The following is a 25,808-nucleotide window of genomic DNA, read 5'->3' on the forward strand; positions in this document are numbered from 1 at the left end:
GCGGAACGACCGAACTTATCACATCCCATCGTCAATGACGTGTAGAGAATGGCATCGTTTGAGACCGACGCGACTGACGATGCTGGCAACGCACGTCGCGGTACAATCCACACACCGCACGGCGACGTTCAGACACCGGCGTTCTTCCCTGTAGTCAATTTTATCGGTGGGCCCAACGAGAAATCCGGCGGAATTTGGAGTCGGTTACGGAATCATCTCTTTGGGGAACCCGAGTTTCAGGGCGCGATGTTCCAAGCGATGAGTTTCTTGGATTTCAACATCACTCCCGAATCGCTTGAGAACTGGCGCTCGGAGCCAATTCACGATCACTTTACTGACCATGAGCCAGTCAAGCCATATCACTCACAACCGGAGAGTTTCACTAAGCCGTTATTTGTAGACTCAGGTGGCTTCAAACTCTTGAACTCGGATACGTTCGGTGACCCTCCAACAGAGGGAGGAGATGATAATGACTGGGCCATCTATACGAACCCCGAGAGTATCCTCGATTTACAGCTTGACTATGGTGCTGATATCATCGCTACTCTAGACTATCCGATCCCACCGAATCTGAACGAGGAGGAGACGACTCAACGAATGGAAGACAGTATTGACAGTGCCATACGCTGTCTTGAACTCTTAGAGGATCAGCCAAATCCGCCTGCGGTATATGTCGCTATTCACGGTCACGACTACGAAACGATCAACTGGTACGTCGGGACGTTCCTTGACCGTGCGACGCACATTGACAAGTCATTCGAGGGATTTGCAATCGGGTCACTCGTCCCGCTTCGAACGAACGTCGAAATGCTGGTTGACATCGTACAAGGTGCGAAGGATGCGATTCCTGCGGACCGGGAAGATAACCTCGGGCTTCATTTATTCGGGATTAGTGGGAAGTTCACGGCGCTCCTGACGCTTCTTGGTGCGGATTCATTTGACTCGTCAAGCTACATGCAAGCAGCACAGTTCAAGAAGTTCATCAACCGAGAGATCGGAGTTTCAGACGAGGAACTCGTTCGGAACCCGAACGCTTCGACACACGACTTAGGTGATTTTGGTGTCGATGTTGACCGGACAGCCGACGCACGATGGGCAGCGGACTGGTCGAAATTCACTGCGGATCAGATTCCCGACGATTGGGGGTGTCAATGTCCCGCATGCGAGCATCTACGGCGGATAGGTTTCGATCAGCTACAGGGCACGATGTACGACAGCGAGTCGTATGACCGAGACGGCGAGTATATGAAGAGCGATTTTTACGCACTGATGAGCTATCATAACTTCTGTGTCTACCAAGACGAAATGAATCACGTGCGGGAGCTGATCAGCGACGGTGGCGGGGAGTTGCTTGAATACGTTGCCAAAATGGCTCGCAACGATGTCGGGAACATCAAGCGGGCATTAAAACGGGCAACCGTACGAGATCGAGAGTTGGCACAGCAACTCCGAGAACGCGGCTACAATCGGTTAGTCGCCGATCAGAGCGACGCGGAGCAGGAACGGCTTGATTTGGATATCCCAGTCGATGATCAAGAGATTTCACTTGAGCACACACCGGAAGACTTCAACATTCTTGACCGGAAGGACTACCGGGTCGGCGACGAGCGCGTACTGCTCGTTATCCCCTGTAGCCAAACCAAGCCGTATTCTAATTCTCGAACGCACCGCGTCGTCGCAGATGCAACCGCTGAGTGGAACGACCAAATTCACAAAGTGACTGTCTCCGGCATGTACGGTCCCGTACCTGAACAGTACGAGAATCTCTCGCAGATCAAATCGTACGAGTACGTGCTGACAAACGCTGAGAAACAGCGCCAACAACTCGTCGTGAACCGTTTGGTCTCTTACCTTGAACAATATGGCTCACAGTTCGACGCCATCGTCGGCTATGCCACCAGCAAAACCTACCGCACCGTAATAGAGCAAGCATTCGCCCAGTACGGAGACGGCGTTGTCCTTCCAAAAGAGCCGAAAATGCGCGCACTCACCGAACACTTCAGAACAACTAATCTTGAAGAGCTGTCCGAGCACCTAGACGACGTGCTTTCATCCACACCTCCCCAGTAGCGTTGCGCCCGCTATTGACCACCTCGACGCTCGTGTACTTCAGATCGGCTGTTCCAATCGCCAATTGCTCTCCTCCGGTTCAAGATTACTCGAATCAGATCCGGACTCCGCAAGGATGCCGGAATGATACAGCATCTGTTTGAACTGGTACACGACCACCGAACGGTACACTTGTGACTCTAACAGCGAGGCTGTGATCAAGTCACCGTCACCAGTCAGTACTGCAGATCGTGCCTCTTCCGTATCTCGAATAAAGAACTCGACCGCGAACGTGGGCGAGGTATCGAACAGATGCTCTACAACGATAGGAAGGATCGGCGGCTGATCGTTGTTCTGAAGCTCCTGAATGTGGTTTACGAGTGTCTGTGTTGCGGGAAAAGAGAATACAACCCACCGGGCAACTAACGCCCAGTCTGATGCTAACTGGGTCAGTCTTGTCCGCTCCCTTTTCCATGATTTGAACTCTTCTAAGACAGAGTTCAATGACTGCTCGTGTTTTTGTAACCCGAATCGAAGCACTTCCTCACCTAAAGGAGATAGAACGTCGGAACCATCTGCTTGCTTTTCGATCAACCCGAGGAAGGCGGCACCATCCCTAGCACTTCTGAAATCCCTCACTACGTACTCTTCGAGAACATTCTCAGTCGGCTCCGGATAATAAACACAGAATGGGTATCCAAGATAGTTTTTCGGTCGGTTGAGATGAAACGACTGGTCAGCAACACGCTGTGGGCCGGCTTGGAAACGTATCGTCGATGCCTCTCGACCGACCTGTGTGCCAACTACTCGCGGTTTCTCAAGCACATCTACCGACCGGTCTTCTGTGACTCCGAGAATACCGACATTTAACTCTCGACCAAGTGCTCGGGTATCCGGCGAGATAGAACTTCGAGGAGCGGCCAAAAATCCGAGATTCGCTTCCTGTAGCCGGTTATGAGCTTGAACAATTCCCGTCTCCGTGTCTACCTGTCCGGTCGATCCATATCCCTTCGCTTCAACGACGACCAGAGGCGGCGAATCTAGGTCTCCATGGTGACCACGAAACGAGTTACTCGCAATCGAACCGGCACCAACAAGATCCGGATACCCTGAACCCACACGTACGTGATTGAATGGCGCTAGGGTCTCGGTTACTTCCTGTGGGATTGGTACATCATTCAACCACTGGTCGGTCGAGAACTGAGTATCGACAACTGTGTATCCTGAGCCGGTCTCATCTCCGGTAAACAACTGCTCTTTTGTCGTTGCTAGCACTTCAGGCTCAGTCATTGACAGTGTTCCCATATACAAGGGGAGCTATTCCAGCATCAAATAGATCCGTAGTGGTGTTCAGCTTGGAATGAACAGTTAGGCAGATCGATTTACGAGTGTTCAGACTCGAGATTACCTCTTCCACCGAAACAGAGTGAGTTTGAGAGAAGGCTCATTGCGATCTAGGATCTTCAGTAAGTTGCCAGAGTGCTGTTGGCTCATGGACATATTCTACAAACTCCGCAGCATGAAGTCTATCTAGCCTCTTTGTTACAGTCGGTCGAGATAGACCTGTAAAATCCACAAGCGCACCCGTTGTGAGATTGCCTTTAGATACAAATTCATCAATCACTTTCTCAGTATTCTTGTCTATTCTCAGGGGCATGTTTACGTCATGTCTTTTTTGGTTCCTCTTATCTCTCACCATACATATTAGTAAATACGAACTACCTTTACTATTCGTTAAGTATAAGTAAGCAGGAGCATTAGGAGAGATTGAACACTCGGTCCCACGGGGCAGTCGATTAGAATGCCCGCGTGTTGGCGCACGCGGACCGGGTTCCCACACAGAAAGTAAGAACCCATGAAACAGAAGGACTTCACCGGTCAAGAGAACGTCGATCAGTTAATTGAAGCAATAAACCAAGTGGAATTTCATGCGCTCGGGGAAGGGCCGGCAGCATGTCAAATCTGCGACCGCAAACTCCGGGAAGGCGACGAGCTGACCGCGTATGCCTTCCGGGCGGCTGGCAACCCCATTTTTGAAATCGGATACGTGATGTGCGGGGCAGACGAGCACGCGCACCCGACAGAGTTCATGCGCGGCGTGCACGAACTCGTCGTGACGGGCCGAATTGGCCTGTGTACTGACGTGTCGACCCAGTCATCGTGGCTGGTGCTCATCGAGCCAGAACCAGTTGTGGCGAGCCGACCCAGATCAAGCGACGCACACCCGGTCGGTGAGGAGACGACACGCAAGACTGACCCGCTCCACACACACCAGGCCACCGAGGCTGACCCGACACAACCGTTCGAAGACATCCACGAGCGCGGGTCAACGCAACTCGAAGGGGCCACTGAACACACAGCTGATTACTCCCAGAGAGACGGGACACACCAGGCCGAACACAACGAGCAGACCCACCAACAGGCGACCAACCAGGGGGGTGACGAGTAATGCCTCCGGCATTCGACACCGAACATCTCGACCACGAGATGTCACTCCCAGACGACATCGAGAATCTCACACTCCCGGACCTGTATGTGGGGCTCGAAATCCCACTCCTCGCACCGGGTGATGGGATCGTGACGGACCGCCACCATGCCTCAGCAGACCGCTACGAGGCGGACGACCCACAAAACCAAATTGGCGGGATGGTGTCTCCGTTCCCACTCTCGGGGTGGTTACGCCACGGCTGTGAACGCGTGATACAGGTCGCCGGCGGCACGGCGTGCCATCCGGGCGCAGCGAACGGGGATTACATGCTTGAGGACGTGTACGAGCGTGACCTCGACGCCGGCTACCACGAGAAAGGCTCGTGTGTCGATGGCGACGCCGGCTGCGTGATCTACGACCTCTTTGGCGGCTTCAACGATCGGGCGGGACGCCTCGTTCGCAGACCACTCCGGTTCTCGCCGATTCGCCGACAGGTGGACGTCCTGCAAGGCGAAGCAGAAGCGCACTACCGGCAACTGAACACCCAGGTGCGCTCACGCAACAGCGAGGATGACGGGCAGCCGCTGCGAATGGCGTCCCGAGACGTTGTCGGGAACTTGGTGGGGACGTGGAAACTCTCGTTGCGAGAGCTGAAACCGGAGTACGTCGGGCTCTTGGTTGAGGCGGTCGATTACCTTGACGCCCATAGCGACGAGTTCGAGCTCCAACTTGGTGGCGCGCGGAACTTCGGGGCGGGCATGGCCGAGGCGCGCGTCATCAACCCGCTGTACACGGATGCCGAGATCAAGCGGGTGTACAATCGCGCCCAAGACGCCACCTCGGGGATGGCGTGGAAAGACGACCTGTGGCGAGAGTCGGTGCGTCAGCAGTTCGTGGTACCGCTGCAAGAGCGTGTGAATGCGATGGAGGAGCTGTGATGGCCCACAATGACACCGCAAGCGTGGACCTGCGGGTGGCGTACCGTCACGATGTCCACAAACTGCGCGGCCGCCAGCATGGGTCGGGACGTGACGAGCTGTTCGATGTGCCGGTGAACGACTCAGTCCCGATGCAGGCGGATCGAGATGCGGCGTTGTTGAGCCGGCCGGACGGCGAACCCGAACAGACGGTGGCGAATCATTCGTCGCCAGCGCGGCTGTCGCTGCTGACGGGCTCGGTACTCGAAACGGGGGCGGTCCCCGTACAATATCCCGCGATTACACCGTTGATCGATGGCTCGCCAGAGGAGCTCCACGCGGCGTGGTTGACGAGCGAGACTGCGGCGCTGGTGAACGAGTCGGTGTATCTCCCGTACTCGTCGCTCAAGTACCACGTGTTGCTGGTGGCCGCGTTGCTCGACGCATATCGGGCGGGCCACGCATTCGACGATCTGTACCTGGTTGCCGAGCCGACGTCGGAATCACCACCGCGGAACGCGGATCGAAAAGCGAGACAGCAGGCAGCGCTCGACGCGGACGCTGTGGTGCCACACCGAACGGTGTTGTGGACGGAGGCGATGACGATGCGGCTGTCAGCGTCACCAGACGGACCAGAGGCGTGGATCGGCCCAGCCCCGGTTGAATCGTTTGCTGATGTATGGAACCGAGTGTCTGGGTCGCCCTTGGGCCGTGAAGCGCAGTGGTGGCGTCACGTGGATGCGCAGTTGCGACGAATCAGGTCGTGGTCGACGGCGCTACAGTATATCGAGGATGCTGTCGCCAAGGACAGGCGCGGCACAGTGGAGGTGAGCGGATGACCCGCCGACACGATCGTGACTGGCGGACCGCCGACCGCCCCCGTGCGATATGGTCGTGCGGTGAGTCTGCGGGTCGGACTGCCGGTCCGCCGGCGTCGCTAGTGGGTGGGTGTCGACGACTGCCGGCCTGCCCGGGAGCGCACGCACTGTCAACGCCCGAGCACGCCACGACTGGGACGCCAGACACGACAGACCATCCGATATGGTCGTGCGGTGAGTCCACAGAGCGGACTGGCGGTCTGCCGGCGTCGCTAGTGGATGGGCGTCGACGTCTGCTGGTCCGCCCAGGAGCGCCCGCGGCACTGCCGGCTCGACGAACGTTGACGACAGCTGGGGGCGCAGACCATCTCACACTCGGGCGAAGCCAAGCGAACTCACACCCCAGCGTCCCAGCGGAATGGTCGGGCCGTGAATCCGCGGGACGGGCTGCGAGCCAGCGTGCCGGACCGGTGCGTGCGTGCCGATGGCGGGCGACGCCGCTGTACGCCCGAACCGATCGTGGGTGCCTGCTGTGGGCGGGTCGATCCACCACAGCTACCGATCGTGTGGTACGGAAACATGGGACAATCTCCACTCGAAGCGACGGGGGTGTGGCGTGACGACGATCCAACAGTTGGTGTTCGAACTCGAAAGCCCGTACGCGGGGCGACCGTACCACGTGTCGGGCAACGCGCTGTTTCAGGCAATTGCGGCGGACGTCGATGATCGAACCCGACGCGAACTACAGGTGAGTCATGCGATGTTCGCGCCGTCAGAGTACGGCTCCTACCCGAGCGAACACTCACAGAACGGGTACGCCGGCAAACTCGGGGGGTCGCTTCCACCGGTTGAGTCGTACGAGGACCTGTTCCTGTTTCGAGATGCGGCCCAGCGGTGGCTGCAGACGTCGCGGCCGCGTGACGCCCAGAACACGATGGATCGCCAATCCCACGGGGGGCGACTCACAGTCGCGCCAGAATCGTTCTTCGGCGTCCCCGAACACCAGCGGAATTCGAAACGCCGAGTGAAATGGTACATCCACGCGTATCTCCACAGCGAGCGCGAGGGTGTGCTCCCGCTTGAGGAGAGCCTGTTCGATGGGATTCAGCTGGGCGGTGCTCGGAACTACGGCTTCGGCGAGGTGTCGCTCGTGGACTCACAAGTCGTCGAGCTCGACGCACTGTCGTTCGACGGGTTGCGAGGCTACGATCAGTACACGATCGAACTGGTGACGTCCTATGTCCTCCAAAGTGAGAAACCGGGCGCAGACAGCCAGTCGATGCCCTGGTGGTGGGATACGTCGGTGGCTGGCGTGCCGGGCGATGCGCCGACGCGAGACCGCCGGTTACGTCGCCGGGAGGAGCGACTCGTTGGGGAGTCGGTGTATGAGTTGGCGACGGTCGATCACGGCCAGCTCGTCGGCTACACCGGAAACGACCCGGTACAGACGGCGAAGAATGGCGTACTGCGAATCGGGACGCATGCGCGGTTCGGATTCGGTGAACTGCGCGTGAGGCCGGCCAGCCACGATCGTGTGCCGGAGCGAGGTGAGGTGGCGTAATGCTCGAGCAGGTGGCGTTTGATATCGAGACGACCGGTTTCGACGTGGATGATGAGGTAACCGTTGTCGGGTTTGCGATGCCGATGGGGGTTCGGGTGTTCGTCCAAACTGCCGGGCGGACAGCCGGTGACGTCGAGGCCAGCGTGAAAGCGCGGCTGTCGGAGACACTTGTGAACGTCTCGACACACACCGATGAGGCCGCGCTGCTTGCGGCTGTGGCGACGTTCGTCAGAGATCGGATACACGACGCCGAGACACTACTCATCGCGTTCAACGGCGAGGTGTGGAACGGTGGCTTCGATCTGCCGTTCCTGCGGAGTCGGTACGCGGCCCGTGAGATGGCGTGGCCATTCGATGTGGCGTACGCGGACGTGTTGCCGGTGGTTTCGGATCGGTTCAACACGACGGTTGACGGCGAGGAACAACGCGGGTTGGCGGCTGTGTACGAGCTACTCGGCGACGGGTCCCACAGTGATATCGATCCGTTCGCGGACAGTGCGGCGGCGGTGACCGCCTTCGAAGAGGGGCGATTCGACGAGCTCGTCCTGCACAACGTGGCAGATATCCTGCGGACGCAGGCGCTCGGCCGAGTTGCTGAGCGGTACTGCGGAAAGGCGGAGTTCAACGTCAAATCGCTCACGGCGACGCGTAAACCCGGATAGGCGGACGGTTGCGGCGCGTTCCCCAACAGCGGGGCTGCTGATTGAAGCGATACACCAGGAGGATGAGCGATGCTGGCGGTCACAGTGCGTGCGAAGCCGGACACAGAACGATATACATGAGAAATTCAGAAGACGAGGACACGGCTGACGGAACAGGAGCAGACGACGAACCAACAGCGGACGAGGAGCCCGCGGACACAACGCCGGCCGATGCCGAGACGCCATCGGACCAGTTAGAGACGGCGTCGATGGGCTCGGGCGCGGAGCGGAACGAAACGGTTGATCAGGCGACGCAGAAGAAGGTGTTAGAACGCGATCGGTATCGCTGCCGGGCATGTAACGCGAAAGCGCCAGCCGCTGGCGGCCTGGCCGACCTCGAGGTCCACCACGCAGATCGGGATCCGGATGACTTCGACGAACACGACCCAGCGAACCTCCTCACGTTGTGTCGGAGTTGCCACTCGTGGCATCACATGAGATCGACGCCCAGCGATATACCCATCCGGCTGACGGAAGCCGATGACAAGGAATTGAAGTCCCACGAGTACGAAATTTTGCGGATCCTGTATGACAACGGCCCACTCCGCACAAAGGAGATTGCGGACAAATTAACAGTTGAGATGACCCGCACGGCTGTTCGAGAGCGGTTGTGGCATTTGGGCGGGCTCGATCATGAAGTGGCTGAGCGGGCAGAGCCGCTCGTGACGAAAGATATCGCTACTCAAGAGTGGGGACTCCTCGATGATATCGGGATGAGCGCCCGTGGCCACATCCCTGATGACCCGAAATTGCTCGTCCAACGGACAGAAGACGAGCTCGTACGGCGAGCGCTTGACCGTGGGTGTGACCGACAGACGGTGATGGAGGTGTTCGGTGTCTCGCGGCGCGGCACATTCTACAAGGAGACGCGCTCGAAAATGTATGACTTCCCGCTCGACGCGTTCAGCAGGGGCGGTCGGCCGCGGGTTTCGAAGGACGCGTCAGATGAGGAGGCCTCATCGACGGCAGCGAGAGGACCGGACGAAGCAAAGGCGATACGGAACGCGGCGGTGCGGGCAAGCGAAGTGACTGCTGATGAGGATGACGAGTCTGCCGCCGAGATCGTGTCAGATACAGGTGAGCCAGTGGGTGAGGGGCGTCAGGAAGAGATCGGTGGAGGGGCTGCCGCGGATAGCGTTCAAATGCTGTTAGTAGAGGCGCTTGAGGCGTTGCGGGACGACGACGCCGAGGCGTAACCCGCTTTCAGGCGGATTTTTTGTGGTGTAGTCGTGGTGACGCGGGGAGTTTGTGTGGGGCATTTGCTGCTAGCCCACGTGTCCCAGCGTGAATCAACGGTGATCGACTGATACTCGATGTGTTTCTCAAACCCCGGGGAGCTCTGTAGAACCAGACCGTCCAAATTGCGGAAGGAGTTCACCGACCTGTATGACAGTTGAGTCCCGGAAGTACGTTCTAGACTAACTTCGACATCCCCCTCACTTTTTTGTCTTCACAAAGAAGCAACATGACAATGGATTCACGACCTACAGAAGTACAGCGACGACGAATACTCCAAATGACAGGGATTTCTACAGCAGGTATCGTCGGGTTCAGCGAACGAACTCTGGCCCAAGAAGAAGAAGACACGAACGTTACTATCGAAGTTCCCGATCAAGTATCGGATGGGGAATCTGTCGTAATAGAATCGTTTGGCTCTGTTGAAATCCTCAGAGAGTTACATGTTCTCCGTATAATTCGACGAGATGAAGCCCCTCCCGAAGTCGCAGATTCTCCGGTTTACTGAGAAGGCGATCCATCTGGCCCGCCGAGCAGTTTCTCGATACTCCTCGAAGTTCTCCAAACACCGCTATACACTCCCGCAGCACGTTGTTCTGCTCTGTCTCAAAGTGCGGAAGAACACGACCTACCGTGGCCTACTTGACGAACTGATCGAGATGCCACGCATCCGTCGTGTTCTCGGGCTAACCGAGCTTCCTACTGCTTCAACGCTGTGTAAGGCGTTCAACCGGCTTGATATGGCTGTGTGGCGGATCATTTTGACTCTCTCAGCGACGTTACTTCCGACAAGCGGAGTTGTTGGTGTTGATGCGTCGGGGTTCGACCGTAGTCACGCTTCGAAACACTACACGAAACGTGCTGAACTCACGATTCAGCAGCTCAAGGTGACGTTGCTGGTCGATGCGGAGGTGGACGCAATTCTCGATCTACACGTGACGACGACTCGAAAACACGATAGCCAGATCGCTCCGTCGTTGATCAAGCGCAACCCCGAGTGTATCGATATTCTCCTTGGAGACAAAGGCTACGACGATCAGAAAATCAGACGGCTCGCCCGGCAACACGAGGTTCGACCACTGATTAAGCATCGTGAGTTCACATCACTCCACAAAGCATGGAACGCACGCTTAGACGCTGATCTCTACGGCCAGCGGAGTCAATCAGAGGCGGTCAACTCAACGCTTAAGCGGAAGTACGGTGCGTTCGTCCGGTCACGACGCTGGTGGAAGCAGTTCCGTGAACTCACCATCGCCTGTCTCAGTCACAACATCGACCGATCACTCTGAGCGGTTAATACAGGGTGTCTAAGTGGCATTATCTACAGAAGTGGTTGTTATATAATCCCCGGATAGGTGGATGGATCGTCACGCCGGAGATGTCGGTATAGTGCGCCGATACCGTAGGCAGCACTACCAAGGAAGACTCCGGCAAGAACCCCATACTGAATGCCAGCTTCAATACCCCACATAAGTTCTCCTTCTGGCCCAAGGTAAATATCTGCACTTCTGATGGTACGGTACTGGGAAGAATCATCCCACCGAAGGTATCCGATAAGAGGTGGAAACACAGCGCGCCAGAAGATAGCAGAGAAGACGGAAACCTGTGCTATCAACAATCCACCGCACTTGACTCCAGCATACAGCGCGATCGTAGACATACACAGCGTGAGGAGCGTGCCAGACGCGAGCTCAACGCCCGCACTAAACCCAAGAGAAAAGATAGCCAGTAGGAGAGCTGTTGCCATGAGTGTATAGATGGAAAAAGGAAATTCACCAATGAGGAGGGATCGATAACGCATAACAGCAAGTATTCAATACAGCGATATAAATGTCCTCCTCGTGATATAATAACGACAATGGCGGGGTCAACTATCTAGATGAGTACGGCTCTTTGTAACCATCTGTTCCTGCGAAGAATATGTCTGAAGAAGAGGATTTCAACAGAGCCAATCGTTTGAAACCGATGTTGACGGAGTATTTCAGATATTTCAAGATACGGATGAACGACCAGTGTATAAGGCGATGGAGATCGAGGCAGGAACAGAATCCACCAACTGGGAGGTTGAACTCGATGACCCTATCCCTGAGTCTCAATCTGTAAGGACATCACTGTACCCGATAGGTGGTGGCCAATCGTATGATACAGTGAGCGCTGAGGTTCGTATTTCTGAGACCGTTGACGGTGCCAACCCCGTTGGAACCCCGTATGGAACTGAACCGGGAGTCCAAAAGATCGAAGCAGATCCTGACGCCGGGTTCCATTCCCCATATTTCCTCTATACACCAGATATCCGTTCAATTGAAGAATCTGTGAATGACTCTCGGGAACGGCCGCTAGTGGTTACAGCGTCTCCCTGGGGTGAGTTTGAAGAACGGGTCGAGGGGGCCCGACGGCCTGATGGCGGTACGACGGGGCGCATTGCTAATGCAATGAACTGTCCCGTGGTGAGTGTCCCGCTCACATTGACAGAAGGGTTTCTCGGATTGGAGCCGCATGAGTTGACCTTAGCTCACGAAATAGAGATCACTGATCCGCGACGTGAGCGTGTTGATCGCCAATTCATAGCGATGATTGAGGATGCCCAATCCCGACTCAACGGGGGAACATTCACGATAGCAGATCAAGTCCATTACGACGGAGGCTCCGCTGCTGCCGATTTTATCGAAAGAGTCGCCCCACTTCATCCGGAATATATCAACGCTTTGTCTGCTGGTGCGAATGGATACTCCTTCCTTCCGGTCGAAGAGGTCACTGATGACCTCCCAGTTCATGGCGACCCAGAACGAACAACGGTTCCATTTCCGATAGGAGCGGGAAATTTGGAAGAACTCACCGGAGAGGCGTTCAACAAAGAAGCGTGGATGGACATTGAGCAGTTCCGGTGGATCGGTGGTGAAGATCAAGACCCTGACGATCCCGATAATTATACTCACAAACGATTCAGAGGCGATCACCGAGAGATCAGCCAAGCGGTCGAAGAGATTTTTGGGACGTTACAGGTTGACGACCGGTTCGAGACTAGCCGCGAAATTTACGATCATCTCGACATCCCTGCGACGTTCAGGACATTTGAGGGACAACCTCACGCCCCAGATTGGGAATACAGGCTAGAGGCAGTCGAGTTCCACAAAGAACAGATCGAAGAAGATTTCGAGTTAGTTCATGTGGCCCTTCAGGAGTTCGCTAGCGAAGCACATGTTGGAGACACTGTAACGGTAAGCGTAGTGGCAACAAACCGGACTGATGTCGGATCATCAACAACCATCTCTCTCGCTGTTGATGGAACCGAAGTTGAAACAACGGATGTCCAAGTAGATCCGAATAGTAGAGAAACTGTTGAATTGGAAACGACGTTTGAGGAGACAGGAGAATTCATCCTGAGTGTGAATGGAACAACTGTTGAAGACCCAGTTGTGGTAGATGACGAGGAAAGTACTGAGACGGATACCCAAGACGCTCCCACAGCTGCTGATACTGAAGAAGATAACTCAACCATGGATCAAGATGAAGCGACAGTTGACGAACAACCTGGGTTCGGGGTCGCACAGGCACTCGCAGCGGTAGGAGGGGTCGGGTATTTGATCAAACGACGCCTCTCGAATAACAACTAAAATAGCTGTGACGGGAAAGCCAGCTCATGCTGTATACAAGCTCTACATTCAGCAAACGGTTCTTACCAGGCACCTGAGGACAGCAAGAGACCCGGGCAGTTCTAAGTGGACTACATCAGCGAACTCGCAGCTCTACTGCTAGAGATATCTACAGAAGAGAGCCAGAGTCAAGCCGTGAGAGACAAAACCGCAGACCAGATGGCCGATACGCACGATCTGCGCCCAGAGGGTCCATCAGTTCCGGAGGGGAATGTGTGGTCAGTTGGGGATCTGAACGCGGAGATTGGGTCGGTGTTGGATGCGGCGCAGGATCGGCTTCCGTCATATGTCGTCGGTGAGATTTCAGACATTAACCGGTATGACTTCGGGACGTTCTTCGATTTGCGCGATTTAGACGACGACGCTACCATTTCGTGTATCATGTGGGCCCACCAGCGCGAGGCGGTTACCCATGAGTTGGAGGAAGGAACTGAGACGATTGTTCGCGCAACCGTTGATTTCTATCACGATGATGGCCGCACACAGCTTGCGGTGAAGAATTTCTGGCCGGTTGGTGAGTCAGACCGGTCAGAGGATCTCGCTGCGCTTCGGGCCGAACTCGCAGAAGATGGATTGCTTGATGAGACCGCGAAGCAACCACTGCCAGAGTACCCACGTCACATCGGGGTTGTGACGTCGCTGTCTGGGTCCGCTCGCCGTGACTTCGAGGAAGCGGTCCGGGCCCGGAATCCGGGGGTTCCGATCACAGTCTGTGGCGCGACAGTCCAAGGCGAGGCCGCAGTCGCCTCCCTCGTTACTGCGGTGCGACGACTAGAACAGGACTCGGCAATCGATGTGATTGTCGTGACGCGTGGGGGGGGCGCTGACGCAGATCTGTGGTGTTTCAACGAGGAACCCGTCGTTCGGGCGATCGCTGATTGTGCGACACCGACGGTCGTTGCGGTTGGGCACGAAGATGACGAGACACTTGCGGAGGCGGTAGCGGATCACCGGCCGATGACGCCAACCGACGCTGGTGTGGCGGTCGCCCCGGACCTCGCTTCAGTTCGCCAGCGCGTCGCCGATATTGAACACCGAGTGGATCGTGCCTACACCTCGGTCGTCACTGACCGCGTGGCGACACTCACCCAACGGCTTGACGCCGGGCTCCAAACGCTTGAACAGCGAGCGCAGGCTCGGGAGGCGACACGGCAACGCACCGCTGATCTTGAACACCGGATCACGGTCGCGTACGAGGCGCTTGTCACGTCGCGGCTGACTGCGATCGAAACCCAGCTGAATGACGCGTACCAGGCCCTCGAACATGCTGTGGAGACGGATGCGGTGACTGTTGGGGCCGCGCAGCGTCGAGTAGGAGGGCTTGAATCGCGGATCGACACGGCGTATCAGACACGCGTTGACCGTGAGCTTGGGGCGCTCGAAGCTCGAATCGAGGATGGGTACCGCGAGATCGAAACCGACGCCCGCGTACAAGCCGGGCAGAGTGAGGCTCGACGCCTCCGAGTTGCCGTTATTGTATTGCTTGTCGTGCTGGGGCTGACGCTGCTGGTACTCGCCGTGGGTGTTCTCTGAGGGTTGAAAAGGCTGGGCGGTAATCACACAGGTATGAGTCAACACGACGACGTCGATATTGGCGGCACAATTGATCGCCTTGAAGAAATCGCTGAAACGCTTGAAGACGGTGAAGTCGGACTCGAGACGGCCAAAGAACTGCGTGAGGAGGCAGATGAGAAGCTTACGGTGCTTCGAGATACGCTTGATGTCGGTGACGGTGACATCATCGAGATCGACGGCGACGAACTAGATGAGGAGACTGCGGAGTAACCCAGCATGAGACGGGACTGAACACTCCTCACGAGTCTGCGCGGTGACTCCTAAGGGTCGTGTCAGTGGTATCCACGAGGTACTATTCGATATACATGATCGTTGAATTGAGTATCCTCCATAATGGGTCTGATCCCGGGCTATAGGATTCCTAGGGCTCTGTTGAAATCCTATTTTTCAGATATACTATCGTCTGAAATGGCTGGTCGCTGAGGAGTGCGCGTCTATCACGCGCTATCAAGACATCGTCACCTTACAGATTCATAAAGTATTACCCTAGCCCCCGGGACGGTCCAATATGGCTGTCTCGACGACATCTCCTCTCTTTCTGGTCTATGTTGGTCTCTTCGTCGTGGCTGCATTGGCCTGTTTTATAAGTCTCACACGCCTTCAACGTATCACAAATGCTGATACGCGACGGGGATTGTGGGCACTCCTCCTGACGAGCGGCGGGTGGGCGACCGCTCACGTCGGATTTCTCGTCTCTCCAACGATATCACTCAAACTCGCGTGGTATACGTTCGGGCTCGTGCTGGGACTCGCAGCTGTCGGCGCATGGCTCTACTTCTGTTCAGCGTATACTGGTCGGACCTACCATCGAAATCCGACATACCGTCGCCTTGCTATCGCCGTCTACATCGTACTTGTCGCGGTGAAGGTCACCAATCCTCTCCACCAAGGATACTTCACGACGACAGCCGTCGCCACCCCGTTCCCTCATCTGTCCGTGTACACAGGGCCGCTACATTGGACTGCAATGGGGCTCTCGTATGCACTCGCCTTTGTCGGCTATTTCATGCTGTTGGAACTGTTCACCGAGATCGATCTCGACACACGAGCGCTCCTCGCTCTCGTTGGAATCACCGGCCTGCCCGTCGTGTTCGATATCATCGGGTACACCACGCCCTACCTCATCGATATTACCTACGAGCCGCTCGGGGTCGCCGTCTTCGCCGTTGGTGTCGCGTTCGTCTATATCGACCAGTTCGATGCCATCCAATTGGCCGGCGAACGGGACGAGCCAATTATTGCGCTTAACGCGAGCAACCACATTCGAGACACGAATCGCGCTGCGCAGACCCTCTTCCCTGACCTTGACGGTGCCGAGGGCACCCCTCTGAAGACGACACTTCCACGAGTAGCTGACTGTCTTGACAGCGACGACGCTATTTTGAAACTCCAACAAGAGGACCGCCCCCGGTATTACCATGTTACAGAGACACCGTATGGGACAGCAAAAGCTGGGCTCGGCCGAACCATCCTTCTGACCGACGTGACTGACCGTGAGCGGTACCGTGAGGAATTAGTGCGACAGAACGAACGTCTCGAACAGTTTGCCAGTTTAGTGAGTCACGACCTCCGTAATCCTCTCAACGTGGCCACAGGGCGGTTCGAATTACTCCGCGAGGATGTCGAGGAGGTTGCAGAGAATGAACACGCAGCAGCCATCGAACGGGCGCTAACTCGGATGGAGGACCTAATTAGGCAAATTCTCTCGCTCGCCCGTGATGGCCAACCAGTCGAGCAGTGGGATGCAGTGTTGCTCTCGTCGGTCGCACAGAACAGTTGGGAGATGGTTGAGACAAACGCTGCCGAGTTACGCGTCGAGGACGACCTGACGTTCAAAGCGGACCCGACACGGCTCCAACGACTGTTCGAGAACCTGTTTCGGAATTCAATCGATCACGGCGGCCCGGACGTGACGGTCTCCGTCGGAGTGCTTCCTGACCGGACGGGATTTTACGTGGCTGATGATGGGCCCGGTATCCCTGAGAGTGACCGTGAGTCCGTGTTCGACCCGGGGTATACGACCCGCGAGGAAGGGACCGGGTTTGGACTCGCTATCGTCGCCGAGACAGTTGCTGCACATGGGTGGAAGATACAGGTGACTGAGAGTGAGACCGGTGGCGCTCGCTTCGAGATCCTCGGCGTTGAACTCGTAGCGTGATTCTGTACTGACAGGCTCTGACTGTTCTACAAAATGTGTCCGCTACACTGAGCGATTCGTGAGTCCCCTGTATTGACCGCAACCGGGGCAATATGTATCACCTGTGGAAGATTTCAGTAGAGCCATTCCTACAGAGTCTAATTTCATATAGCCGTGCCTGACAGACTTCTTGATATTTTTCCATCTGACTTGGCTACGCCACGGCAATGAGTGGAGTCCCACCTGTATCTACACTCAAACAGTCGGTAGAGGCGACGATATTGGCTGGGGTGGGTGGCCTCCTTGTTGCGATCCATCTGGTTTTCCCAGAGTCACTCCGGACAGAGTTCGTGTTCACATATGGGGAGCCGTCGCTGGTGTCAGCATGGACAGCGGCAGCGGTCCACGACAGTTTGGGGCACCTTGTGTCGAACGTTGCGTGGTACACTGTTGTGGTCGGTTCGATATACGGACTACTCGCCAAGCGAGGACGTCGACGCACGTTTTGGCTCGCTACCGCTGGGTGCGTTGTGGTTGCGCCGCCAGTGACGAAAGCCATTGATTACTGGGTCCTCCTGCTTCAGTGGGAGGTCGTTGCGGGAATAACGACGGCAAGCGGATTTTCTGGTGTGGTGAGTGCGTTCGGTGGGATGTTGTACGTGGTACTGCTTGGATCAGTGACGGCGTGGTACGGGTATGCGGCTGGCGTGGTCACGGCAGGAACAGTGACTGTTGCGTCACTCACCGTGTTGTCGGTCACATCCGATGTGCTGCCGGAACTCGCAGGAATCGCCCTTGGGGTGACGAGTGTAATTCTGTTCGGAATCGGGGCGCATCACAGCGCTCTGATTCAACGGATGCGACGTGCCTGGGCCCACGATCGTGATGCGGGGGTGCGTGTGGGTGTCGGGTGGGTTGTCGTGGTGGCCCTGATTGCTGTGTTATTCCAAGTTGAACTCGATGCGAGCCGTCGCTTCGTGAACGTCGTTGCGCACGGCACAGGATTCACGACTGGGATGCTGGTGACGCTTGGAGTCATCTGGGGCAGAAGAACGCTGGGTGACCGAAACCAGGGCTCCACAGACTATGCGGGTTGATTCGACGATGAGTACGCCATCCGAACGCTCAACACGCTTCCGCCAGACTGGTGTGTATGAGACGCGGGGTGCTGTTGGTTGTCGTCGGGGTAATGGTCGTGCTCGCTGGTTGTGCGGGTGCGGCTCCTGGTGATTCGACACCAGGAGAGTCCACACCAGGGAATAACACAGAATCTGTAGCGACGACAAACGGGACCGTCGAAGTCCACTATATCAATGTCGGGCAATCAGTGAGCACGCTCATTATCGAGCCGGATGGGGAGACGATGCTCGTTGATACCGGACACTACAACGATGACGGCGAGTACGTCATCGACTATCTACAACGCCACGACATCACGCGGATCGACCATCTCGTCACGTCACACAACGATGCTGACCACATTGGTGGGAACGCAGCGATCATCGACTATTACGAGACGGAGGCTGACGGGGTCGGTGCGGTGTACGATCCCGGAATTGCCGCGAGCACACAAACGTACGGCGAGTACCTTGATGCGATCGAGGAGCACGATGTGACGCTGTACGAGACGCGAGAGGGTGATTCGCTTCCATTCGGTGCGGTCACCGTTGATGTGTTAGGGCCACCGGAGCCGTATCTAGAGAATGAAGCGCGCAACGAGAACAGCATCGTGTTGAAGCTCACGTACGGAGAGACAAGCTTCCTGTTGTCTGGTGATGCCGAAGACGACCAGGAAGCATACCTCGTTGAGAGGTACGGCGAGCAGTTACAATCCACGATGCTGAAAGCCGGACACCACGGCTCTGCGAGCTCATCGAGTGAAGCGTTCCTTGATGCGGTACAGCCGGAAGCAGTCGTGGTGTCAAGCGCGTATGATTCGCAGTACGGCCACCCGAACGATGAGGTGCTACAGCGATTGTCGGATCGGTCGATCCCGACGTATTGGACCGCGACCCACGGTGATATCGTGCTTGTGAGCGACGGGAGCGCAGTCTCCGTTCAAACCCAGGCGGCTGCCCCGACAGACCCCGGTGCGCTTCGTGATGGGGATGCTGTCGAACCAGGGACGACCGGCACAGTGACTGAACGCGACCGGCTTGGCGGAGCTGGGACTGGGGCGATTGATTCGGGCGGGAGTGACGATTCTACAGAAGACGATGATGACGAGACGTCGACTGAGAACGCGACACTCGCAGTCGCAGAAATCAACGCCGATGCAGAAGGCGATGATCGGGAGAACCTCAATGACGAGTACATCGTCTTCGAGAACACGGGAGATGACCCGCTTGATCTCTCCGGGTGGACCGTCGCTGATGACGCTGGGCACACCTACACGATCCCTGATGGCGTCACGATCGGCTCAGAAGCAACCCTAACGCTTCGAACTGGGAGCGGGACCAATACGGAAACCGAACTGTACTGGGGGTCGGGCTCTCCAATATGGAACAATAATGGCGATACAGTGATAGTCACAACTGATGATGGAGAGCGTGTCGTGGAGGAGCAATACTAATGCCGCCAGTTGAGCTACCTGACGGCACGTACACGGCTGTTATCGACAATATCGAAGACGGCTACGCAACCGTGTTTTTCGAACGCGATGGCGACGAGGTTGGGAACGCTGTGATCGACGCGGCACAGTTCCCTACAGATGCGCAGCACGCCGACGCAATCCTCACAGTAACGCTTCGTGATGGTGAAATTGAGGAAGCAGTATACGAGCCTGAAGAGACAACAGAACGATCCTCGGCAGCGCAAGATCGGTTCGATCGACTGTCAAAACGACCACCGTCTGATGACGATTCCTGACTAGGGTTGACCGAGTTCCGGTGTACTTGAGCGGTATTTCAGAAGAACAGTCCAAACGAGAGTCCATCCCTGTCCGTGCTGTTCAGGATGCCACGAGACAGTTCATCCTCGAAACGCCCGCCTACGGCGGATTCTCGGCGTCGTTGAGTTCCTCGAACGTGTCGTGAGTGTAGGCATACCGCCAGCGTTGGAGGATTGCCCGTGTGACAAGGCTGACTGCGGACACAGTAATACAGGATGGCTCGACCGGCCGGCTCGGAGCATCGGGTGGTGGGTGGAAATGCTGTCTCGGCGCGTCAGGTTTCGGGTGGCAGTCGAACCGAAAATTCCGATCGCGGTCGTCACTATAGTGTGCGGCGTAGTTCCCAGTTAAACTCCATCGGACGTCTATCTGAGCGGTTGACGCCGCTCCGACGCCGTCGGACAGTTCAATCGAAAGCGTCTGTGGATTCAACGGATCGTCTAGTGACGCCGTGTGGACCAGCGGCTCCTGTTCGACGAACAGGTCTCGAATCTCGCGCAACGCTCCGGCGTCGATAGGGCCGAACACCTCGGATTGCTCATTCGACTGGCGGTGTTGATTTCTCTCGTCGTCGGTCATACGACGGCAGATGTATCCCCATTGCCGTCGTCATCCGTGTCTGTGCCGGTCAGGTGACCAGTGTGAGTCGCCTCACCGATAGCGAGTGCAGCTTGGGCGAGCGCGAGGTTGCGTCGTGTCGTTTGCCACTCTGTGAGGAGCGCACCGTGGTCGCTGTCGGCGTCGTCAACAGTCAACTCACGGGCGAACTCCTCGGGTGAATCGACATCATGTTCCTCGCGCCACGCCTGTATCTGTGCCTTCATATCCGCGATTCCGGATGCGATCTCTCCCGGCGTCTGTTCCGCGAGGAGCGACTGTGCGTGTTCGGTGACAATGGCCGTTTCCGACCGTCGGTACTGCGTCGTCTGACCGTCCTGCGACGTCGTCACTTCGCCGGCGTTTTCGAGTGTTCGCAGGTGCTTTCGCGCCGTGGTCGGCGAGACACGAGCACGATCGGCGATTTTCGCAGCTGATGTCGGTTCGTAGGCACGGCGGATAATCTCGTATACTCGTTCGAACGGCGTCGTCTCCTCAATCCATTCGTCTTCGACGACATCGTTCACATCACGGTGTTCGGTACCGCCATCCGGGCGTATTCGATAGGGTGGGGACGTATCTTCGGGCATCGTATAGCAAACAACGAGAGAACAGTATAATAATCTGGGGGACAGTATATTGATCGTCGGGCGTGCCATGCGTGGAGGAATATTATTAGCTGTCTTAACCAACAATCTCGTGGCGTACGGTAGACCGTTGGTTAAATCTACAGTCCTGTACTGAGCGATTCGTGAGCCGCTTGTATTGACCAAGCCGGAGCAAGACAGATCACCTTTTCAGGGCTCAACAGATCCACCTGAACCTATCTGAGCCGCCCCTGTCCTATGTTGTGGGGTCCATAGGCTCATACATATGGAGGTGATAACATAGGTGACGGATAGCGTCCTATACCACCATCGAAGAGTGGAAGGATGTCGAAGATGGCTACGTTGTCAGTGTGACCATCCGGCAGACGGAGGCTGAGAAGTACCCGAGCGTATGGACTACAGTCTACACCTCGGGAAGTCGGTGGCGACACCATCCTCCACCACGACAACGCTCACGAACGGACGAAAAGTCACGATCGCCACATTGGGAACGATGTCGAAATCATTCAGTTCTCCGGAATGCTGACGCGTTACGACCGGTTCAAGCGTGACGTTGAAGAAATGACTCCCGTTTCGTGGGACTGGTCAGAGTAGGACGCCTCCGGGAGGGACATACCATGCCCACACTCAAAGTCACCGTCGGCGAACGCGACCGCCTCGATCAGCGCACGCGCAGTCGCATCAAGGCCGCTCAGGAGGGTGAGGATCTCGACGACGCCCAGCCGGTATTGAACTTCGGCTCGTACGCTGAACTCAGCCGACTCCTCAGTCCGAAGAACTTGGAGTTGTTAGAAGCAATATCCGAACACGAACCCGAAAGTATCCGCGAAGCTGCCGAACTGGTGGACCGGGACTACAAACAGGTTCACCGAAACCTCTCTGAACTCGACGATATCGGTGTTATCGAGTTCGAAGGTGGCGGAGCAGGTCAGGCGAAGAAACCGAAACTGACCTACGACGGCCTCGAAATCGACATTCCCTTTGCGAGATCTAACGGGGACATCGGCGCGGCAGCGCCCTAACGGCCACCCGCACGCGGGTTGGTCAATCGTCGCTGCTTCCTTCCCGTATCTCACCAGATCGGCCGCGAACTAACGTAATAGTACAAATAAGAGATGGGCAGACTCAGTAGGTCGAGTATTCGATGACCCGAACCGTCGACCGCACTCCACAGCAGCTCACGACGCCGAGAGTGTCTTTTCGCTGCCGACTGCGCATGGATATCGACACTCAGCATATACGGCTGCGAGCCTAACTAGTGGTAATGTGGTGGGATCCACGACCCACGCTTCGGCGACTCTTGAGGCTGGTGACTCCAATGACGCTCACACAAACACAGATACGTGAATACGACCGCCGTGCGATGGATAGTGCGGAGACTGCCACGGCGACGTTCAGAATCGGCTGTTTCTGGGGGCCTGATGCCCAGTTCGGTGCGATGGACGGCGTCGTTCGTACCCGCATCGGCTACGCCGGCGGAACAAAACTCGATCCGACGTATCACGCGTTAGGCGACCACACAGAAGTGTTCCAACTCGAGTTCGATTCCGCCACGGTAGCGTATCGAGACCTTCTGAATCGGGTGTTCAAATCGCACAACCCACAGCACCAGACCAGGAAAACACAGTACCAGAACATCGTGTTTGCTGGGACGGAAGAGCAACGAGCAGTCCTTGATGAGTTTCTCACTACAAAGGGACTCACTGCCGATGGGATCGGAACACGCATCGAGCAGCTCTCACGCTTCTATCCTGCTGAGGATTATCACCAGAAGTACAAGCTGCGGTCCGTCTCCTCGCTCATGGACGCGTTTGAGACGGCGGGATACGGCGACGACGAGTTGCGTGAGTCGCCGATTGCTGCCAAGCTGAACGGGTACGCCGGTGGGCACGATGTTGGCATTGACGAGGAACTTCCGACATAATTACCCTTACGCCGCTTGATTGAGACTCCCTCGCACCGTAGATACCACGTCCCGGAGTGAATCGGCAACCGCCACGGGAAGCCTCGCGGCTTCGATGGACCCGTAGGCTTTCACCTGTCACGCAGTAACGGACTAGTGTGTCCACCGACCAGTCCCATCAGTCTGTGTCCGGTCTCGATGTGCTCATTTCCGGCGGATCGATGGGCGGGCTCTTTACGGGTATTACGCTCGCGCGGTCGGGTCACCATCCAACGATCTACGAGCAGTCGGCAGGTACGCTCAAAAGCCGTGGCGGCGGTATCGTCGCCCAACAGAATATCCGCCGGTTTCTCAGCGATCATGATATCGTTGACCCAGCGGAGATCACGACGCGGTCTCACGAACGTCGGTTCCTTACCGAGAGCGGGGATGTCGAACGCGCCGTGTCCGAAACGATGGTGTTCACGTCGTGGGACGCGCTCTATCGACAGCTCCGCTACGCCTTCCCCGACGAGCAGTACCGAACTGGGACAACGGTCACAGGCGTGACGCCCGAGACGGCCACGGCCACGACCGATGACGAGACGGAACGGACGGCGGACATGGTCGTCGCCGCCGAGGGTGGTCAGTCGGCGACACGCGCGCAACTACATCCCGACGTGGAACCAGAGTTCGCATCCTACGTCGCGTGGCGTGGCGTCGTCGACGAAGCGACCCTCCCGGCTGCGTGTGCCGAGGCGTTCGACGAGATGTTCACGTTCTACCAGGGAGCCGATCAGCTCATTCTCGCGTACTTCATTCCGGGCCCGAACGGCGAGACTGAGCCGGGCTTGCGTCGGCTCAACTGGGTGTGGTACGATACTCTCGACGGACGGGACCGAGGTGTGATATTCACAGACACGAGCGATACCGAACAACGGTTCTCCGTTTCACCGGGTCAGTTGCGCGAACCGGTTCGTCACCGACAGCGCGAGCGCGCAGCCACGCTCCCACCCGTGTTCGAGACGCTCGTCAGCGAGACACCAGACCTCTTCGTACAGGCGATCTACGACTTGACGGTCCCGGCGATGGTTACAGATCGGGTATGTCTGCTCGGAGATGGTGCGTTCGTTGCCCGCCCGCATACGGCAGCGGGGACCGCGAAGGCAGCTGGTGATGCAACCGCGCTCGCCGAAGCTCTTGCGAGTCACAGATCGATCAACGAGGCGCTCGCGGCATGGGATCAAGCACGCAGTGAGTACGGTACCACACTCGTCGCCCGTGGGAAGCAGATGGGTGACGTGCGGCTGAATCTGAACTGACCGAGGCTCTGGGTGACTGCCTGAACGAGCGTCGCGTGTCACAGACGTGCGGATTGTGGCCGTCCCAGCGATGAGTCTGTGGCAGGTTACCCGACGAACTCGTCATGCGACCAGCGGTGAGCGTTCACAAAGAGTCCGTGCGTGGTCCGCCTGACCTCTTCGGTAGTGATGCCCGGTAGTTGAGACGGTTACGTTTCCCAGAAAGCCCGCTGTCGCGTCTCAATCTCGGTGAGTGCTGTCGAGAGGACGTCGCGCCAATCGTCGGGGTGGTCGACGTCGTCGCCGGGCGTCGGTGCGTCGGGGCCCGGATGGACGTGGTCTCGCGTATTGTGATCCGAGGGGTGACGGTCCCATCGGTGATTGAACGCTCTATCCTGGTGAGCTTCGTGGTAGTGGATCGTGAAGTCGCCGTTCTCGTACCACGCAATCTCGATATGGGCTCGTTCGACGCGACCGGGATAGAACCGCGAGTCGTACGTACAGACCAGGCGGTCCGGTGCGAACTCGGGGCGCTCCTCAATCCGAACGAAACGCTCGTCGGTAGCGAGCCGATCTCTGATGACATCGAGACGGTCGAAGTCGATTGGTGCGCCACTACCCGGCCTGCCCGACTTGTCAGCGTCTCCCCCGTCGCTCATACCGCCGTTCGCTCGTTGGCGTCACCGGCCGAACCGGACGTGAGCGCACGTTCGAGGAGATCGACTCGTCGACGAGCGGTCTTCCACGCAGACACGTCTTCCCACACATCCTCGATTGACCGGCCAGTCGCGGACGCGTGCTTGGTGATCGACACCGCTTCGGGGGACTCGGCGTCGAACTGCTCGCTGAATGACTTGGCTCGTTCGGATTCCGCTTGGAGGAACCCGAGCAGGTCGTCGTCGGAGTACTCGTCTCGGAGCCGCTGTACGCGACGCCAGTTCAGGTACGCTTGATTCCGCTGGTACGTCGCCGGCGTCTCAGTGACTCGCGTCACGATGCCGAGTTCCTCGAACCACTTCAAGTACTCACGTGCCGCGTCTACGCCCCGTCCGGCGAGCTCGGCCACGTCGCTTGCGGTCGCCGGCTTGCTCAACCCGAGCACGGCGTCAAAGAAGTCGTCACGCGTGCGCTTACCGCGAACGACGTCTTCGGGATCGGTCAGCGATTTGAAGTCCGGCGGCTCTCCGTCGCTTTCGGGATCAGCTTTCCGATCCGGACGTGGCTCCTCCATACGCCCTCAGTTCGCGCTAGCACGGAATAAATCTTTTCTAGCAGTATTATCCCGTCCACATTGAGACAGCGGACCTCAAAGTCCCGGACATACTGTCGTCGGGACGAGAGTGCGATGTCGTCTTGTATAGGAACGGGCACTCATCGGTTTTGACAACGGCATTCTGCTCATCAAGTTTTTCGAGGGATACCTCCCGATCACACCAGTCGTGTGGGAGAGATGAG

25 protein-coding genes and 1 pseudogene are annotated in these 25,808 nt (G+C 57.0%); 19 read left to right on the forward strand and 7 right to left on the reverse strand.

The annotated features are described in order from the left end of the window. Positions 1-48 precede the first annotated feature (48 nt). Positions 49-2,070 (forward strand): tRNA-guanine transglycosylase, encoded by a 2,022-nt coding sequence (locus FN829_RS10720; RefSeq protein WP_246066504.1) that lies wholly within the window; start codon positions 49-51, stop codon positions 2,068-2,070. Between the two features lie 39 nt (positions 2,071-2,109). Here the strand turns inward: FN829_RS10720 and FN829_RS10725 are convergent, their stop codons facing one another. Together FN829_RS10725 and FN829_RS10730 are read right to left on the reverse strand one after the other, a co-directional pair. Further along, the gene (locus tag FN829_RS10725) at positions 2,110-3,354 is read right to left on the reverse strand and encodes a hypothetical protein (protein ID WP_142986965.1); all 1,245 of its coding nucleotides are present in this window, start codon (positions 3,352-3,354) and stop codon (positions 2,110-2,112) included. Between the two features lie 139 nt (positions 3,355-3,493). Continuing rightward, complete coding sequence (locus tag FN829_RS10730) at positions 3,494-3,748, reverse strand: MarR family transcriptional regulator (RefSeq protein ID WP_246066505.1); 255 nt, start codon at positions 3,746-3,748, stop codon at positions 3,494-3,496. Positions 3,749-3,904: 156 nt separating this feature from the next. Between FN829_RS10730 and FN829_RS10735 the strand changes: the two genes are divergently transcribed. The 7 genes from FN829_RS10735 to FN829_RS10765 all read left to right on the forward strand — a co-directional run bounded on the left by FN829_RS10735 (position 3,905) and on the right by FN829_RS10765 (position 10,999). After that, positions 3,905-4,498, forward strand: coding sequence for a hypothetical protein (locus FN829_RS10735; RefSeq protein ID WP_142986966.1), 594 nt, complete (start codon positions 3,905-3,907; stop codon positions 4,496-4,498). After that, positions 4,498-5,415 carry a hypothetical protein gene (locus tag FN829_RS10740; protein ID WP_142986967.1) on the forward strand — a complete coding sequence of 306 codons (918 nt, stop codon included), beginning with the start codon at positions 4,498-4,500 and terminating at the stop codon, positions 5,413-5,415. Before FN829_RS10735 ends, FN829_RS10740 begins: the two co-directional genes overlap by 1 nt. After that, positions 5,415-6,233: a hypothetical protein gene (locus FN829_RS10745; RefSeq protein WP_142986968.1), complete on the forward strand. Its 819-nt coding sequence runs from the start codon at positions 5,415-5,417 to the stop codon at positions 6,231-6,233. Before FN829_RS10740 ends, FN829_RS10745 begins: the two co-directional genes overlap by 1 nt. 595 nt (positions 6,234-6,828) lie before the next feature. After that, positions 6,829-7,773, forward strand: coding sequence for a hypothetical protein (locus tag FN829_RS10750; RefSeq protein WP_142987008.1), 945 nt, complete (start codon positions 6,829-6,831; stop codon positions 7,771-7,773). Beyond that, positions 7,773-8,435 carry a hypothetical protein gene (locus tag FN829_RS10755; RefSeq protein ID WP_142986969.1) on the forward strand — a complete coding sequence of 221 codons (663 nt, stop codon included), beginning with the start codon at positions 7,773-7,775 and terminating at the stop codon, positions 8,433-8,435. Before FN829_RS10750 ends, FN829_RS10755 begins: the two co-directional genes overlap by 1 nt. Positions 8,436-8,497: 62 nt before the next feature. Then, positions 8,498-9,670: an HNH endonuclease gene (locus FN829_RS10760; RefSeq protein ID WP_246066506.1), complete on the forward strand. Its 1,173-nt coding sequence runs from the start codon at positions 8,498-8,500 to the stop codon at positions 9,668-9,670. Between the two features lie 507 nt (positions 9,671-10,177). Beyond that, entirely contained in the window at positions 10,178-10,999 is an 822-nt protein-coding gene (locus FN829_RS10765) for an IS5 family transposase (RefSeq protein WP_142986971.1), read from the forward strand. A 47-nt stretch (positions 11,000-11,046) separates the two neighbouring features. Here FN829_RS10765 and FN829_RS10770 read toward each other — a convergent pair whose 3' ends face one another. Continuing rightward, on the reverse strand, positions 11,047-11,511 hold the full coding sequence (locus FN829_RS10770) for a hypothetical protein (RefSeq protein ID WP_142986972.1): 465 nt from the start codon (positions 11,509-11,511) through the stop codon (positions 11,047-11,049). Positions 11,512-11,734: 223 nt separating this feature from the next. On the opposite strand from FN829_RS10770, the gene FN829_RS16215 reads away from it, so the two are divergent. The 7 genes from FN829_RS16215 to FN829_RS10805 all read left to right on the forward strand — a co-directional run bounded on the left by FN829_RS16215 (position 11,735) and on the right by FN829_RS10805 (position 19,943). Then, on the forward strand, positions 11,735-13,324 hold the full coding sequence (locus FN829_RS16215; protein WP_246066507.1) for a PGF-CTERM sorting domain-containing protein: 1,590 nt from the start codon (positions 11,735-11,737) through the stop codon (positions 13,322-13,324). Between the two features lie 105 nt (positions 13,325-13,429). Next, positions 13,430-14,896: an exodeoxyribonuclease VII large subunit gene (gene xseA, locus FN829_RS10780; protein WP_246066508.1), complete on the forward strand. Its 1,467-nt coding sequence runs from the start codon at positions 13,430-13,432 to the stop codon at positions 14,894-14,896. Positions 14,897-14,929: 33 nt separating this feature from the next. Continuing rightward, the gene (locus FN829_RS10785) at positions 14,930-15,148 is read left to right on the forward strand and encodes an exodeoxyribonuclease VII small subunit (RefSeq protein ID WP_142986973.1); all 219 of its coding nucleotides are present in this window, start codon (positions 14,930-14,932) and stop codon (positions 15,146-15,148) included. A gap of 298 nt (positions 15,149-15,446) precedes the next feature. Continuing rightward, positions 15,447-17,096: a sensor histidine kinase gene (locus tag FN829_RS10790; protein ID WP_142986974.1), complete on the forward strand. Its 1,650-nt coding sequence runs from the start codon at positions 15,447-15,449 to the stop codon at positions 17,094-17,096. Positions 17,097-17,302: 206 nt separating this feature from the next. Further along, positions 17,303-18,172 carry a hypothetical protein gene (locus tag FN829_RS10795; RefSeq protein ID WP_142986975.1) on the forward strand — a complete coding sequence of 290 codons (870 nt, stop codon included), beginning with the start codon at positions 17,303-17,305 and terminating at the stop codon, positions 18,170-18,172. 56 nt (positions 18,173-18,228) lie between these two features. Continuing rightward, on the forward strand, positions 18,229-19,647 hold the full coding sequence (locus FN829_RS10800; RefSeq protein WP_142986976.1) for a lamin tail domain-containing protein: 1,419 nt from the start codon (positions 18,229-18,231) through the stop codon (positions 19,645-19,647). Further along, complete coding sequence (locus FN829_RS10805; protein WP_142986977.1) at positions 19,647-19,943, forward strand: DUF3006 domain-containing protein; 297 nt, start codon at positions 19,647-19,649, stop codon at positions 19,941-19,943. Before FN829_RS10800 ends, FN829_RS10805 begins: the two co-directional genes overlap by 1 nt. 121 nt (positions 19,944-20,064) lie before the next feature. Here FN829_RS10805 and FN829_RS10810 read toward each other — a convergent pair whose 3' ends face one another. Then, positions 20,065-20,544 (reverse strand): hypothetical protein, encoded by a 480-nt coding sequence (locus FN829_RS10810; protein ID WP_142986978.1) that lies wholly within the window; start codon positions 20,542-20,544, stop codon positions 20,065-20,067. Beyond that, positions 20,541-21,152: a winged helix-turn-helix domain-containing protein gene (locus FN829_RS10815; RefSeq protein ID WP_246066509.1), complete on the reverse strand. Its 612-nt coding sequence runs from the start codon at positions 21,150-21,152 to the stop codon at positions 20,541-20,543. Before FN829_RS10815 ends, FN829_RS10810 begins: the two co-directional genes overlap by 4 nt. Positions 21,153-21,460: 308 nt before the next feature. Here FN829_RS10815 and FN829_RS16445 point away from each other — a divergent pair. From FN829_RS16445 to FN829_RS10835, 4 genes and pseudogenes are all read left to right on the forward strand, one after another. After that, positions 21,461-21,764: pseudogene (locus FN829_RS16445) on the forward strand (toxin-antitoxin system TumE family protein). A gap of 23 nt (positions 21,765-21,787) precedes the next feature. Continuing rightward, the gene (locus tag FN829_RS10825) at positions 21,788-22,192 is read left to right on the forward strand and encodes an HVO_A0114 family putative DNA-binding protein (RefSeq protein ID WP_142986979.1); all 405 of its coding nucleotides are present in this window, start codon (positions 21,788-21,790) and stop codon (positions 22,190-22,192) included. A gap of 296 nt (positions 22,193-22,488) precedes the next feature. Continuing rightward, positions 22,489-23,094 carry a peptide-methionine (S)-S-oxide reductase MsrA gene (locus FN829_RS10830; RefSeq protein WP_142986980.1) on the forward strand — a complete coding sequence of 202 codons (606 nt, stop codon included), beginning with the start codon at positions 22,489-22,491 and terminating at the stop codon, positions 23,092-23,094. Positions 23,095-23,231: 137 nt separating this feature from the next. Continuing rightward, the gene (locus FN829_RS10835) at positions 23,232-24,374 is read left to right on the forward strand and encodes an FAD binding domain-containing protein (protein ID WP_142986981.1); all 1,143 of its coding nucleotides are present in this window, start codon (positions 23,232-23,234) and stop codon (positions 24,372-24,374) included. Between the two features lie 188 nt (positions 24,375-24,562). On the opposite strand, the gene FN829_RS10840 is transcribed toward FN829_RS10835, so the two are convergent. Continuing rightward, a complete protein-coding gene (locus FN829_RS10840) occupies positions 24,563-25,012 on the reverse strand; it encodes a hypothetical protein (protein ID WP_142986982.1) in 450 nt (149 codons plus the stop codon). Next, a complete protein-coding gene (locus tag FN829_RS10845) occupies positions 25,009-25,584 on the reverse strand; it encodes a DUF7342 family protein (protein WP_142986983.1) in 576 nt (191 codons plus the stop codon). Before FN829_RS10845 ends, FN829_RS10840 begins: the two co-directional genes overlap by 4 nt. Positions 25,585-25,808 lie beyond the last annotated feature (224 nt).

Origin of the sequence: Halorubrum cibi, assembly GCF_900182635.1 — an archaeon.
GTDB classification, from domain to species: Archaea; Halobacteriota; Halobacteria; order Halobacteriales; family Haloferacaceae; genus Halorubrum; species Halorubrum cibi.